Annotated in this window: 13 protein-coding genes and 1 tRNA gene; 6 read left to right on the top strand and 8 right to left on the bottom strand. The window is 58.4% G+C overall.

The window, feature by feature from the left end:
* Positions 1–154 precede the first annotated feature (154 nt).
* Positions 155–237 (bottom strand) — tRNA-Leu (locus tag IB267_RS31685).
* Between the two features lie 189 nt (positions 238–426).
* Between IB267_RS31685 and IB267_RS31680 the strand changes: the two genes are divergently transcribed.
* The 6 genes from IB267_RS31680 (at position 427) to IB267_RS33595 (ending at position 5,263) form a co-directional block, all read left to right on the top strand.
* Complete coding sequence (locus IB267_RS31680; protein ID WP_192451361.1) at positions 427–1,728, top strand: site-specific integrase; 1,302 nt, start codon at positions 427–429, stop codon at positions 1,726–1,728.
* The gene (locus tag IB267_RS31675; protein ID WP_192451360.1) at positions 1,725–2,411 is read left to right on the top strand and encodes a hypothetical protein; all 687 of its coding nucleotides are present in this window, start codon (positions 1,725–1,727) and stop codon (positions 2,409–2,411) included. The genes IB267_RS31680 and IB267_RS31675 overlap by 4 nt, the downstream gene beginning before the upstream one ends.
* Before the next feature lie 101 nt (positions 2,412–2,512).
* Entirely contained in the window at positions 2,513–2,722 is a 210-nt protein-coding gene (locus IB267_RS31670) for an AlpA family transcriptional regulator (protein WP_192451359.1), read from the top strand.
* 69 nt (positions 2,723–2,791) lie between these two features.
* Entirely contained in the window at positions 2,792–3,460 is a 669-nt protein-coding gene (locus IB267_RS31665; protein ID WP_192451358.1) for a hypothetical protein, read from the top strand.
* Between the two features lie 526 nt (positions 3,461–3,986).
* Positions 3,987–4,679, top strand: a complete 693-nt coding sequence (locus IB267_RS31660) for a hypothetical protein (protein WP_192451357.1) — start codon at positions 3,987–3,989, stop codon at positions 4,677–4,679.
* Positions 4,680–4,852: 173 nt separating this feature from the next.
* Complete coding sequence (locus IB267_RS33595) at positions 4,853–5,263, top strand: transposase family protein (protein WP_371742677.1); 411 nt, start codon at positions 4,853–4,855, stop codon at positions 5,261–5,263.
* A gap of 48 nt (positions 5,264–5,311) precedes the next feature.
* Here the strand turns inward: IB267_RS33595 and IB267_RS31650 are convergent, their stop codons facing one another.
* From IB267_RS31650 to IB267_RS31620, 7 genes are all read right to left on the bottom strand, one after another.
* Positions 5,312–5,884 (bottom strand): excalibur calcium-binding domain-containing protein, encoded by a 573-nt coding sequence (locus IB267_RS31650; RefSeq protein ID WP_192451356.1) that lies wholly within the window; start codon positions 5,882–5,884, stop codon positions 5,312–5,314.
* Positions 5,885–5,908: 24 nt separating this feature from the next.
* The gene (locus IB267_RS31645; RefSeq protein ID WP_192451355.1) at positions 5,909–6,883 is read right to left on the bottom strand and encodes a hypothetical protein; all 975 of its coding nucleotides are present in this window, start codon (positions 6,881–6,883) and stop codon (positions 5,909–5,911) included.
* Positions 6,880–8,283, bottom strand: coding sequence for a methyl-accepting chemotaxis protein (locus IB267_RS31640; RefSeq protein WP_192451354.1), 1,404 nt, complete (start codon positions 8,281–8,283; stop codon positions 6,880–6,882). Before IB267_RS31640 ends, IB267_RS31645 begins: the two co-directional genes overlap by 4 nt.
* Positions 8,283–9,095: a hypothetical protein gene (locus IB267_RS31635; RefSeq protein ID WP_192451353.1), complete on the bottom strand. Its 813-nt coding sequence runs from the start codon at positions 9,093–9,095 to the stop codon at positions 8,283–8,285. Before IB267_RS31635 ends, IB267_RS31640 begins: the two co-directional genes overlap by 1 nt.
* Positions 9,076–10,530, bottom strand: coding sequence for a hypothetical protein (locus IB267_RS31630; RefSeq protein WP_192451352.1), 1,455 nt, complete (start codon positions 10,528–10,530; stop codon positions 9,076–9,078). The genes IB267_RS31635 and IB267_RS31630 overlap by 20 nt, the downstream gene beginning before the upstream one ends.
* Before the next feature lie 24 nt (positions 10,531–10,554).
* On the bottom strand, positions 10,555–11,163 hold the full coding sequence (locus tag IB267_RS31625; protein WP_246810916.1) for a thermonuclease family protein: 609 nt from the start codon (positions 11,161–11,163) through the stop codon (positions 10,555–10,557).
* A gap of 398 nt (positions 11,164–11,561) precedes the next feature.
* Positions 11,562–12,500: a site-specific DNA-methyltransferase gene (locus tag IB267_RS31620; protein ID WP_192451350.1), complete on the bottom strand. Its 939-nt coding sequence runs from the start codon at positions 12,498–12,500 to the stop codon at positions 11,562–11,564.
* Positions 12,501–12,639 lie beyond the last annotated feature (139 nt).

Here is a 12,639-nt window from a genome sequence, read left to right as displayed (position 1 = left end):
GCGTTTGGGCTGAATGCGATCCTGGCGGGGTGCTCGGTTCTTTGGTCGTTGCCTGCTCTGGCGACTTTCGGCCTGCGCCCATCTGAGTTTTTGTCGCCTTTAGAACGCGGAAAGCCCGCCGGATTTCTCCTTGCGGGCTTTTGTGTGATTTGGTTGCGGGGGCAGGATTTGAACCTGCGGCCTTCAGGTTATGAGCCTTGGGTCTTTTGGTTATGAACCTCACGGCCGTTTTCCCGCTCTCCGTTGCACGGAGCAGCATGCGCTTGCTATGTATTTGTTTCTGCTTGCATATTAGCATTATTTGGCGTTATCATTCCGACGGTCGAAGGCCCCCGCGGCGTCACCGAGTATGACGGCGCTGCCTTCGACCTGACGACGCGGTGACGATGAGATTCGCCGCCGGCACAGAGGAGGCGGAAGCACGACATGGCAAAAATCTCGATTCAAACCATCCGCGAATTGCTGAAAGCGGCGGTCGGAACAGTCCTGCGCGACAGCGAGCTGAAAGGCTTCCAGGCGAGACGGATCGTCGCTGGTATATCATACTTCTACGAATACCGGAATGGAAGCGGCAGAGGCTCCGAGGTCAAGCGGGTGCCGTTGGGACGGAGCGGCGATGCGCTGACTCCCGAGCAGGCCCGGGAAAGAGCGCGCGCGCATGTCCGCAACAAGCTCAACGGCCGCGACCCCTCGGCAGAACGGGCGGAACTGAAGGAGATGCCCACGCTCGGGGCGTTCGCCGAGGAGTGGATCACCGCAAGGGAAGGAATCGCCAAGCAACAGCCGTTGCACGCCCGCCCCAAGGCGTCGACGCTGGAGACGTATCGTTCCCTAATGAAGAAGCATGTCGGTCCGGCGTTCGGTAAGCGGAAGCTGACGGAAATCACCCATGAAGAAGTCGAAAAGTTCCATCTGAAACTCGGGCTTACCAATCCCGTCGTCGCCAACCGTTGCCTACAGTTGATCAGCAGTCTGTACGGCAAGGCGGCGAAATCGAAGCACATCAGCCGCAACGTGAACCCGGCGAAGTGGATCGAGAAATTCGAGGAGTTCGGCTGCGAACGCTACCTGGCCGTAGCGGAGATGATAAAGCTCGGGGATGCGATCCTGATCGCGGAAACCACCGGCATTCCCTACACGCCGCCCGAGGCGAAGCCGGGAAAGCAGTCGAAGTACATCGGGAGGCGACGCCCGCCCTATGTGATCAGCGCGAACGCGGCCGACGCGATCCGGCTCCTGGCCTTGATGGGCACGAGGCTCGGTGAAAACCTCGACGCGAAATGGACGGACATCGATTTCGAGCTCGGTGTCCTCCGCCGGCCGACGAAAGTGGGATTCCGCCCCATCCTCATTCCGGACGCGGGGTTGGAAATCCTCCGGCGGATGCCGAGGATCGGCGAGTACGTCTTCCCGCAGGATTCTGACCCCACGAGACCGAAAAGCGACGTGAAGAAGCAGTGGCGGGCGGTGCTCAAGTTCGCCGACATCGGCCACGTACGGATTCATGACCTGCGGCATTCCTTCGCCAGCGTCGCGATCCTGACCGGCGGCTCTTCACTCGAAATCGTCGGCAGCCTGCTTGGACACAAGCAGGCGAAGACGACGAAGCGCTACGCGCACATCGGCGAAAGCCCCGCGCGACGGGTGCTCGAGGCATCCGCAGACCTTATCGGCAACGCACTGAATCGCCGCCGAACGGCCGAAGAAAGCGATGGAGCGCCGTCATGAACAAAGCTCAGCGGGATTACGGATGCCACGAACTCTACCTGCCCATCCTCAGGGAAGCGATGACGGAGGAGCTTTTCCTTTTTCTACGCAAGCTTCAAAGTGGGCCCGTCGATTTAAGCGAGGCCCTTGCGCTGGCAAATCGTTCCGACGGGCTTGTCGGCGACCCAAGGGACTGCGCCATGAAGATCATTGAAGCCGTCCAGTGCGCCTGTCTATCGCGGGAATCAGCTTACCAGGCGTCAAAGGACCGCGGGCGGGCCCGCGAACGCCTGGAGCAACGTCAAGTCTCCTTAGCCAACATGCACCTTCTGATAGGACAGCTTGAGGGCGATTTCCAAGCGATCGAGGCGAATGGAAGCGACATCTACAGGAGCAGTGAACAGCGCCAGGAACTGGTCGACGTCATCAGGGCCGTCACGGAGGCAACCGATGCCGTGGAACGGTTCGTGGAGGCACAACGTCGGCTTCTTCATGACCGGGGAGGAAACAACAAGGGATTCGACCGCCTTTTCGTCCGCAAGATGCGTACCGTTTGGAGAAGCATCACGGGCGAGGATCCCGGCATCGCCAGGACACCGGTCGTGGATTTTTCTGTTTCGGTGTGGGATGTGTTCGGCTTCGAACCCCTACGTCAAAGACCTCTGTACCCGTGGCTTTCGGAGCGTTTCAGTAAAATCCGGTAAGTTGGATTCTTTTTCTTCTCGCGAACATACCGGGACCGTTCCATCTCGGTATGACATCCTAGTTTCGCTGGACCACCGGCTAAACAGATGGAGACCAACACATGGAACTCGCTACGACCTGCCTCGAAACATCCGAGGCCGCCGCATTCTGCCGCCTGTCCGAATCCTACCTCGAGAAGCTCCGTTGCAAAGGGAACGGTCCCGCATTCCTAAAGCTCGGTCGTCGAGTGAGATACCGGATTGCCGACCTGATCGCCTGGCTCGAAACGAGGATCCAGCGATCCACGTCCTCGACGCTCGCACGGCTTTGAGAGACGCGACCGGACGCAGGGTCGCTCGCGGCCCTGCGCTTTCCCACGACCCAAGCGTTGAGGTGCGCGATGTTGGAAGTTCCCGCCCCACAGTCCACGCATTCCAGGATCATCCTGACCGTGTGGTCGACCTTTACCCGAGCGGACGACGGTCTGCCCATTTCCCGCGAGGCGTGTGCAATCCTGTTGTTTCTGGTCACCGTCCGCCCGCCGAGCTACATACTCCCTATTCGGCTCGACGAGATCGATTTCCGCAAATCGATCTGGAATGTCCCCGAAAGGGACGGCAAGCCCGCCTATCGCTTGCCGTTGACCAAACTGGCGGTAGCCCTCATCAGACAAGCACATTCGTTCAGACAATCGCGTGATGGCGACTTCCTGTTTCCCGGGTGCTTCAACCGGCAAATTCCGATGGCGCAGACCGTACTGAGCCGTACGTTCCGACGGGCCGGAATAGCCCCCAGCTCCCTGATCAGACGGCCGGCGTACGACCTGCCGGCCGCGGCGGCCTGGGTCATGATGGAGGCCGGGGTCAAGTCGGGCGATGTCAACGCGATCATCCACCGCACCTCGCAACATGAACTGCTTCGCAGGGAAAAGTTCATCCGCGAAGAGGACTGGATATTCGAAAGGTCGAAGATCGCTCTCGAGGCCTTCGAGGAGGCGCTGATGTCGATCGTCGGCTTGACTTACTCCGATCCGCTGTTTCGGTCTCCGCGCTTTCCGCAGTCTTGGTGATCGGCAGTAAGGCAACGAAAACGAAGCTTCTCAAGGGTGTTCCCGATGAAAACCACGTCACGACATCGCGACCAGAAGACGGTCCAGGCCCTCTTTCTTCCGACTGCTGGCAAAGCCTCTCGTCCAACGCCGGTTGGCAACGCCAAGGAGCTTCCCGCCGCAAAGGCCCAAATGGGAACTTTTCGCTGGCTGTCCGCCTCGACCGCATTTCGACCACCGCCGGGTCACAGCAGTCGGGACGCCGTGAATCGTTCGCGCGCGGCATTGCTTCCTGCCGTGTATGCCAGTCCGGTCCTCGTAGCATTTCCGGCAACCCGTCGTCCGAGCGTAGCGAACCTCATGGACTTGAGACATTGGGCCATAACCACCGTCTTTCGGCGAGAACCAAACGCTTCGGGTTCTCGCGTGCTACCGGCCCAACACAAACCCGACCCGAAAAATCGACGAACGTTCTCCTAGCGGTTGCGACTGTCCATGTCGCGCGCCCGTGCCCCGAAAGTCGAGTGTCTGTCAGGAGGATTGGACGATGCAGTGGGAGTATTGGACCGACTGGAGCCCCGATCGAATTATTGTGGCGGTATGGTCCGGTTTGACAGCAAGGGCCGAAGCCACGCCTGTCTCTCAAGAGGCGTGCGTGCTTCTGCTATCCCTTACGACGGTGCTGCCGACGTCTCGCATCGCCCCGATGAAATTGGTCGACTTCGATCTGGAGCGGTCTGTCTGGTTTGCTCCTCCGCGTAAAAACGAGAGATCGGCAACGGTCCCTCTGACGCGCCTCTCGAAGGCGTTGATCTTGCGCGCTCTCGATTTTCGTGACGGCCGCGGCGGCGGCGACCTCTTCCCCTCGCAAGCCGACGCCCATAAGCCAGTCAGCGCCGCAACTCTGCTGCGCGCTTTCAGACGTGCCAACATAGAGCCAAACATTCGTCGGCCGGGTTGCGGTCTGGCAGGCTTGGCGACATGGGTCTTGGCGAACGAAGGCGCGGATGCAGATGATATTCGAGCCGCAGCGCATCGAAAGGTCGACACGCGGCGCATTTCGGAAATTTTCGATCCCCATCTTTGGCTGATCGACCGCCGGCGGGATGCGCTCGAACGTCTTGAGGTGGCGCTCATGCGGATCGTCGACGTGAACTATTCCGATCCGCTGTTTCGTGGAATGAAACGGTTCCAAGGACAGGGTGTCCATAAGGCCGGAGTTCGTCCCGAAGGGCACTGAGGTCAGGGGACTATGGCGGACGTGTCGGCGACACGGATCGAAGTACGACCAAATCCACTGTGAGAGCTTTACGCAAGCCTGTTGCATGTCAATCGGCGTCCAAAACTGGCTCTGACTCAGTTTTGATGCAGTTGTGACGATGCTGCTTTGCTGGTTTCCATAAAGGAATCAGTATGATGAGCACCAAGTTTCGCCCCTCTGATTTGGTACCGGCTGGCTTCATCGCCGAACGCATCACCCACCTTGACGATGAGACCTGCATTTTGCTTTCCCGAGCCGGTGCGGCGGCGGCGTGTCCGGCATGCGGACGAATGTCGCGAACGGTTCGAAGTCGCTATCGCCGCCAAGTCGCGGACCTTCCCCTCTCTGGGAAACGCGTCAGGCTGCTCGTACAGACACGAAGGTTCGCTTGCGATGCCGTGCTCTGCGGGAGACAGATATTCGCTGAGCGGTTTGGCGATGTGCTGCCACCCTATCCGAGACGGAAGCACTGCCGACGGGTCGGCGGCATGGATGCCGCCATCGACCATGGAGATGATGTGACCGCCACAGAGTACTGCGCGGGTGAGATCGTAGACCGATAGACCGCAGCCCAAGTAGGGGGGCCATGAGCGCAATCCCCGTAGTGACGCTTAGCAGCCGCCGTAGTTTTTCCGACCGCTCGCTGTGATCGTATATGTCCCACCGCGGGGGCCGACAAAGCAGTGACCGTTGGATGCTGGGACGGAACTGGACATCAGCGCCGAGGCCGACGTTGTCCGGTATCGGGCGACGTTCGAAACCAACAAGGTACCGAATTCGCAAGCCATCCCGTCGCCATCGCGATCGAGGCCGTGCGGGTCAGAATACGGCCCGCCGTTGGCCAGGAAGAACTTCTGCGCCTGCGCCGATGATCCGAAATCCGCGCAGTCGTGATCACCGGAACTCGAGTTTGTGCGAGCATACGAAGAAACACCGACCAAGGCAGCCGATTGACGACCGAGATACTCGCTGCCGAATGATGTCTCGCCGCGAGTCGCAAGTTCGGCCTCGATCGCCATTTTTTCGGACGTCGTTGTGGCTATCGATAGCGCCTGCCACAAAGTAGCGCTGCTCAGAGCCGAACGGTCGGGGGCTTGAAGTGTCGCGGGACTGGGCGAGGTACTCGCACAGGCGGTCAGCATCAGAGAGCCGAACCCAGCGACGAGATTCAAAGTGCGCTTCATTCCCGTTTGTCCCCTGTCGTCAAGTCATTGCGTCGCGGTGTCACGGCGTCTGATACGAATTTCGATCCGGCGTCGTGTCTCAACAGCACCGACCTCCCCTCCGGTCAATTTGTCGCCAGGCAGGATGAGTTGAGCTGCCGACAGTGGCAGAACCGTCACGCCACCGAGCGAAGGGTTCGCCCTAAGCACATTGGCGACCGAAATTGCGCGCGCCAGCCCGAGCCCGGCGTTGTCGGCCGGCTCGAGCGCACCTACGTCCTTGCGGGAAAGCAAGACGTCAATCGCGTTCTTGTCCATGTTCGAGGTGCTGCGCGAAAGCGGCTGCTCATCCGTATGACCTATCACTTCGACGATGTCAGCGCCGTACGCCTGCAGATTGCTTGCGATCTGTTCCGCGATAGAACTGTTCAGTTTTTCCTCGAAGTTGGCGGTAACCTCGGCGCTGCCGGAGCGGAAGTAGTTATTCTTCGCATCGCTCAACGTAATGATAGGCGGCCACTCGTGAGGCTTAGACGTCGGTTTCAGCGCAGCTAGCTGTTCCTTCAGCCACTCCACCTCAAGCTCCGCGTTTGCATGATCGGTCTCTAGCTGTTTCCGGCTCGCTTCAAGCGATTGCAGCTCGCGATAATCTTCGAGGATCCGCTTCAACTCGCTGACCATCTGTTCGGTACTCGTACTCGACAATTGCTTCGAGAGATCATCGATCGCCGTTTTCGCTTCCACGAGCTCCCGCCATTCGTCCAGAGACTTCACACGGCCCGCGGCAACGAGTTGAGGAATCAATCGCTCGATTTGCGCCCGCTTTTCCGCGACTTCCCGCTCTGCCAGCACGGCACGTTTTTCCGCCTCACTCGCACGATCCCTTTCCTTCGAAATGATGGCGGCGGTCACCAGGAGCAGGCAAAACACCACGAGCAGCAAGGACTCCGCCATCGTGAAACCGAGAATGAGACCCCGATTATAGCCACGTCCTTCCGCTCCTACCGCAGTGTCGCTCATCGGTTCCAAATGCTCCAACGCGGCTTTTCAGTCTCGGGCTCGGCGGGTTCCGTCGATGATTCCGTAGTATCCCCACCGGGCTTCGCCTCTGTACCTGAAATCGCAGGTGTGCTCTCTCCTGGGTCATCGCCGTCGGCAACAATCTTCAAGACCGGCGCGGCGGAAGGCTCGGCTTCAAATCTGTTAAGCGCTTTTTCGATCCGATCAGCATGGATTGCGTATCGCGCGGCGCGTTCGCTGCTCCGCAGGTCCAGGGTGTTCACCGTTCCCGCCAACTCCTTTAGCCGTTCAGCCGATTTCCGCTCGGCTTCGAGCATGGAGTGCATCGCTTTCGCTGCTTCCTGTATTTGTCCCGAGGCGCTTGCAAGCGCGGCGGCCGAAGATGCACTCGCTGCCGTAGAATCCTTGATATCCGCAGACAAGGTATTGAGGTGCGTGGCCACCTGTTTGAACGGCCCGAGGGCGGTAATGACCTTCTTCGCGCCGTCGCGTGCTGCGGTTGAGTTCGCCTCGATGGCGGCAAGGTTTCCGTCGACCAGGCCCTTCAGGGCTTCCACGGCCGGCGTGACGTCGACGCGCAGAACCTCCTCCGGGGACCGCGCCGAGGAGAACCGTTCCGTCGCGGTACCCATCGCTTTGCAAAGAGCTTCGGTTTGTCGGACGACTTCCGCAACTGACTTGTCCACCTGGTTCGCGACTTGGCCCACCGTAGCAACATTCTTTTGCGCGAGCTCGGCGACGTGTTCATGCGTTTTGTCCAAGGTCGCCATCAGCTTTTCCGAGGCCTCCTGGATCGTTTGCGTGGCCTTCACCGACATGGCTTCGATGGAGGCGCGGATAGCCTCTCCGTTCTTCTCGGCCTGCCTGGCGATTTCCTCGAACCCCTCCATCAGCATCTGGTTGCTCGTTCTGCGATAGCTCGAGAATTCGAGGGCCGAGGTATCGAGCTCCGTCCTCACGCGGCGCGTCATCTCGGATAGCTCGATGCGTACCGCGGCGTCTATATCGCCGGGATCGCGCCGCATCTGGTTGTAGAAAATTCGAAGAGCGATGCCTGTAATCGTCGAGATGATGGCGATACCGAAGTTTCGGACCACGTCCTCGATGGAAGCTTCCCCAGTGAACTTGTAAAGCGAAATCCCGAGGCTCGCGAGGGTGAAGATGAACCCCATGTAGTAAAGATTGTCGCCTGCCTGTTCGCTTCGGACGCGCAGCCCCGGCAAAAGGTTGAGCGTGAGATACGCCAGCATCAGCAAGATAGGGATCGTGGTTATGACCGAAATGTCGATGTCGAAGAGCTTGCCGACCCAAATGATGGCGGCTCCGAAGGTGGTCATCAGCACGAAGACCGATATCGGGCCGTATTCCCGGACGAATGACCTTACGTTGGCGTTTTCCATTACTTGATCCCCGTCAGGCGTTCGAACCCCGTAAATCCACCGCGGTTCGCCCTTACCCACTGCCGCCAAAACTCTGCCAGGTCGCGATCGCCCGGCGTGGACTCCCGCTGAAAGGCCCAGACCTTCACGTCAATTCCGTCGAGAGGCGTTCGGAACCGGTCTCGTGCCGGGCTCTTGAGAAACGCCTCATAGTCCGCTCCCGACTTGTAAATCGAAAACGCGTCGGTGTTCTCCAGCATGTCGGAGGCGACATACAGTTGCTTGGGGCCCCCGTTTAGTTTGGGATCCGAAAAGCTCTCGATCACAATGCGCTGCACGCCGGCCATGATCGGCGATGTCGTCGACTCGCTGTCGCTGCCGATCGAGTCTGACAATTCCTTTAGCGGCTTCGAGAAGGCCTCCTCCCATCGCTGCTGGATCTTGCGGCGGTTCTGGGTCCATTCATCTGCTTCCGCGCCTGTCCCGGGATTGCATCGGCGGAACGTTCGCTTGAGCTTGCCTTCTTCATTCGTGATCGCATAGACCTCGATAAGTCCGCCGATGCCGATGTTCGATACGGTGGCCTCGAACTGACGTTTCAGGTCTACTTGCGTAATGTCGGAAATTGGATCCGTCAGGTCCAGCAATATCGCGCTGGCGGAAACGGCACCCGTTGCAGGGCAGAGGTCGGCGTCAAGAGGTGGCGTCTTACCTGTCCTGGACTTCAAGATGACAAACCCTCCGATGGCTGCCGCCGCCAAGGTCAAAAGGCCGACTATGCCGACGATCGCCCAAGGCGACCCGTCTCTTCTTCTACGCCTGCGCCGGGCCATTGAGCGTCTCCGGGAAAATAGTGTCGAGTTGGTGATAGGCCGTAACCGCCGCATCGAATTCCGAGCTGATGCGCGTCATCTGGTCCGCCATTTCCCGCTGGGCTTCCTTGATGCGGCCTGCCAATTCGTTGTCACTCCAGTCGTCGGAGGTATCGATGCTTGGGTTTCGCCGGGCAAGATTGAACGGCGTTGCAAACCGTTGAGGCACAGGTGCCGCGCGGGTCGACCGATTGGCTTCTCGATATGTCGCGAGTAGACGCCGCCCTGAGGTTTCCAGATGGCTTTGGTGTTCTGAGAACTGTCTGATGATTTTCGTCCGGCTATCGATAATCGCCGCGCATTCTTTGCGGCGCATGGAAAGCGCGCGGATGATGCCATCGACCTTCAGATTGTGGTCGTCCCGGATTTCCTTGAGCTGATCGATCAGATCGGCCTTGCCGTCGACGTAGTCATCTCGGGCGTCGAGGTACCGGGTATATGTCTCGGAGTACCCCGGATAAGGATCTTTCATCAACAATGAGTCGATCAGAGCTATGATCGAAAACAACACACCGCTTGCGAAAAGCACCCAGGAATCAATGTCGTTCATGATCAACGGAGCGGTGGAAAGCCGTTCCATAACGATGCGACCGACGTCGTTAAAAGCAGTGGCGGACACTTCGCGATAGTGTGCCATCACCAAGTTCAGACCGAGCGCGACGGCCAGCCATGCGGCTATACCGATCAGGCCGACGACCTTCCACAAGAAAGCGCGATGGACTATCCGCGGCACCACGAACAATCCAAGCACTACCGTCGCGATGACGTTGGCGAACGCGAACGAAAACGCATACCCGATGCCGCCGACAAGACCCTGATCGTTGCCCTTCGCAAGATAGACACCGTTTACCGCCGTTTCGACAATCAACAGGACAAGGATGACGCACCATTTCAGGATCGTCGCCAGCGCCCCCTTTGTGCGCGCAACGCGTTTTTCCAGGCGGTTTCGAGTGCGGAAGTCGGCTAGTTCCTCGTCAGCTTCCTTCAAGTCGTTTCGCAGGCCGAATAACTCGTCGCGACCTGTGGAGACGTCTGCCTTGAAGTCGTCGACGCTGGCGTTGTTCACGACTTGGATTCTGCTGAAATGGCCATCGAAATCGAGATTGCGCAGTCGAGTGGCGTGGTTGTTGAGATGGCCCTCCAGCACTTGTAATGCGTCGTCTCGGAGGCTATCGATCCGCTCCGAAATAGACCTTTCGACCTCGTCGAGATCACGGGAGTCCTCCGGCGGCGAGTTCGACTGGCCGTTCCGCTTACCCTTTTCCTCCAGCTCCATCGTCCGCTCGATTTTCTCGACGTCGAGCGGCGGAAACGGGTCGGTCGTCACGCGGAAGTCGTGATTGGCTTCCCTGACGCTTTCGAAGAGCTTGTTTAGTGAGTCAAAACGCGGTGCCATAGTGTACCCAAAGATTTACAGGGACTACCGTCCCCAGATGGGAGGACGCCATCCAGCCGCTACGGCCTCGTCCTCCGAGCAGAACCAGCGCTCCCCGCTGACGGTATTGATCTTGGTTTTTGCGTAGTCCCTGGACCACGGCGTGTGATAGATGCGCTCGTTCTTCCGATTGATGTTGCCCTTGATCGGACACTTCCGATCGGGAGCCTGGGAAACGGCAGCCGTCCATTTTGTCGCGCGGAAATCCCATGGCGCTTCTGTTTCCGCTTGCCACACGCCAAGATGGGCCAACCGAGCTTCTTGCTCCAGCCCGGTATAGTCTTCGGAAAACTTCCGGAACGCCCAAGCGTATCCCGAACCGACCATTTCAGCATTGATGTCGCGACCGTCCGCGGTGCAGACCGCGATGACGCGCCCGTAGGGATCGGTGCCTCTGGAATCGCAGACGACCTCGTGCCCGCCGACGATATCTTCGAACTTGCGGATCGCTTCCTTGCCACATGGCCAAGCGCCGCCGTCAGAAGCATTGCAGACTTGACCGGCTTCGGGAGCATCGATGCCGTGGAGACGGTAACGTACGTTGCCGATATCCAGCGTGTCTCCGTCTACGACTCTGGCGATATCCGCAGCCATCGTCGGGGGAGCCGTGAACGCCCACACCATGAGCAGTAGGTATCTAAGAATTTTGGAATGCTCCCCGTTCCCCTCAGATTTGGTGGTAATCTAGGACGGGTCTCTTTTCAACCGCTGGTTCATTTAGATTCTGTTTACGGTAAATGCCGGACGGAACCAATCGATGCGATACGCACGTTGGCAGGATTGCCAGCTCGGCTTTTCCGAAAGAGGATCGACTTGCCATCCTCCGGTGCATAGCGCGTTTCGTACCCGAATTCGCTTTTCAGAACAGCTGATCGTCGGCTCATTTTATCAAATATACAATGATAGCGAACTTCTACGAGCGACAGCGAAAAAGTAGGCGGGCGAGTAGTATTACCTGCAACGTCAGGGGCACTCGAGCCCCTGGCGTTGCCTCACATGCATTGATCTGTCGTCAACCCGCGCCCAAGCCGGTGCGCGGCCATCCTCGCGTAGCGCTCTTCGCGCTCTATAAGAATTGAACGCCGTCCGAGGCGATTGCAGACAGCGCCGACCGTTCCCGTTCCGGCGAACGGATCGAGCACGCTATCGCCAGGCGCGGTAAGTCCGAGAACCAGGCGATCGATCAGCGCTTCGGGAAACTGGCAAGGATGATCCAGCTTTTCTGGATGGTTATGCTTCACATTGGAAATGTCATCCCAAACGTCACCCGGGTTCTTCCCCCTGGGGTTCCCGCTTAGCTCTCCTTTTCTCGGGCCTTTATAATGCTTCTTTTGGGGGTATTTCTGCGGGACCCTAATTGAATCGAGATCAAACCTGTATTTGTCCGACTTCGTGGCCCAGACGATTGTTTCGTGGCGTCCTGAAAGGCGATTTTTGCAGTGAAGACCGTGGCCAAACGTCCAAATAATGCGGTTTCTGACCTTCATGCCAAGTTCGCGAAATATGGGAATGATGATGCTGTCGATGGGTATGACTTCTCCGTCTTCGACGTAGTTGCCAACTTGCCAGCACATTGCGCCGTCCGGCCGCAGGACGCGATGGCATTCCCGAATTATTGCCCTCTGAAACTCGACGTAGTGAGCCAGCGAGGTCCGCTTCTCGTAGGACTTCCCGATATTGTAAGGCGGACTTGTCACGACTAGGCCAACGCTTTCGCCTTCAATCGTCGGCAGAATGTCGGCCGCATCACCGTTGTGGACAAGGCTTCGTCCGACAACCGTCGTCGGGGGCACTATCTCGGCGGGCGCGACCTCCGCAGAAGTAAGCGTATCAACGAAGTCGGCCAACCGATCGGAGATATCGACATAGTTTGGAAAAGTTGAATGGAATAGATCGGCTTGCGCGGAAATCGGAATTACACAGTCAGTCATGTCGGGCTTTCATTCGTGCTTGTCTACTGAAAGGGTCGCCCGGGTTTTATATTACGTCAATGCCTGGAAAGCTCTTTAATCGCGCCCAACCTTATCTGCTGCGTTCTCGCCTCACCTTCTCCTGCACTATATACTTACG

This window comes from Ensifer sp. ENS09, assembly GCF_014852425.1.
GTDB lineage: Bacteria > Pseudomonadota > Alphaproteobacteria > Rhizobiales > Rhizobiaceae > Ensifer.
This window is presented reverse-complemented; position numbering and strand designations above follow the sequence as displayed.

Coding starts and splice junctions, on each gene's coding strand:
- IB267_RS31630 (WP_192451352.1), bottom strand. CDS start 10,530: ATGGCACCGCGTTTTGACTCACTAAACAAGCTCTTCGAAAGCGTCAGG.
- IB267_RS31665 (WP_192451358.1), top strand. CDS start 2,792: ATGTTGGAAGTTCCCGCCCCACAGTCCACGCATTCCAGGATCATCCTG.
- IB267_RS31620 (WP_192451350.1), bottom strand. CDS start 12,500: ATGACTGACTGTGTAATTCCGATTTCCGCGCAAGCCGATCTATTCCAT.
- IB267_RS31650 (WP_192451356.1), bottom strand. CDS start 5,884: ATGAAGCGCACTTTGAATCTCGTCGCTGGGTTCGGCTCTCTGATGCTG.
- IB267_RS31625 (WP_246810916.1), bottom strand. CDS start 11,163: ATGGCTGCGGATATCGCCAGAGTCGTAGACGGAGACACGCTGGATATC.
- IB267_RS31680 (WP_192451361.1), top strand. CDS start 427: ATGGCAAAAATCTCGATTCAAACCATCCGCGAATTGCTGAAAGCGGCG.
- IB267_RS31675 (WP_192451360.1), top strand. CDS start 1,725: ATGAACAAAGCTCAGCGGGATTACGGATGCCACGAACTCTACCTGCCC.
- IB267_RS33595 (WP_371742677.1), top strand. CDS start 4,853: ATGATGAGCACCAAGTTTCGCCCCTCTGATTTGGTACCGGCTGGCTTC.
- IB267_RS31645 (WP_192451355.1), bottom strand. CDS start 6,883: ATGAGCGACACTGCGGTAGGAGCGGAAGGACGTGGCTATAATCGGGGT.
- IB267_RS31670 (WP_192451359.1), top strand. CDS start 2,513: ATGGAACTCGCTACGACCTGCCTCGAAACATCCGAGGCCGCCGCATTC.
- IB267_RS31640 (WP_192451354.1), bottom strand. CDS start 8,283: ATGGAAAACGCCAACGTAAGGTCATTCGTCCGGGAATACGGCCCGATA.
- IB267_RS31660 (WP_192451357.1), top strand. CDS start 3,987: ATGCAGTGGGAGTATTGGACCGACTGGAGCCCCGATCGAATTATTGTG.
- IB267_RS31635 (WP_192451353.1), bottom strand. CDS start 9,095: ATGGCCCGGCGCAGGCGTAGAAGAAGAGACGGGTCGCCTTGGGCGATC.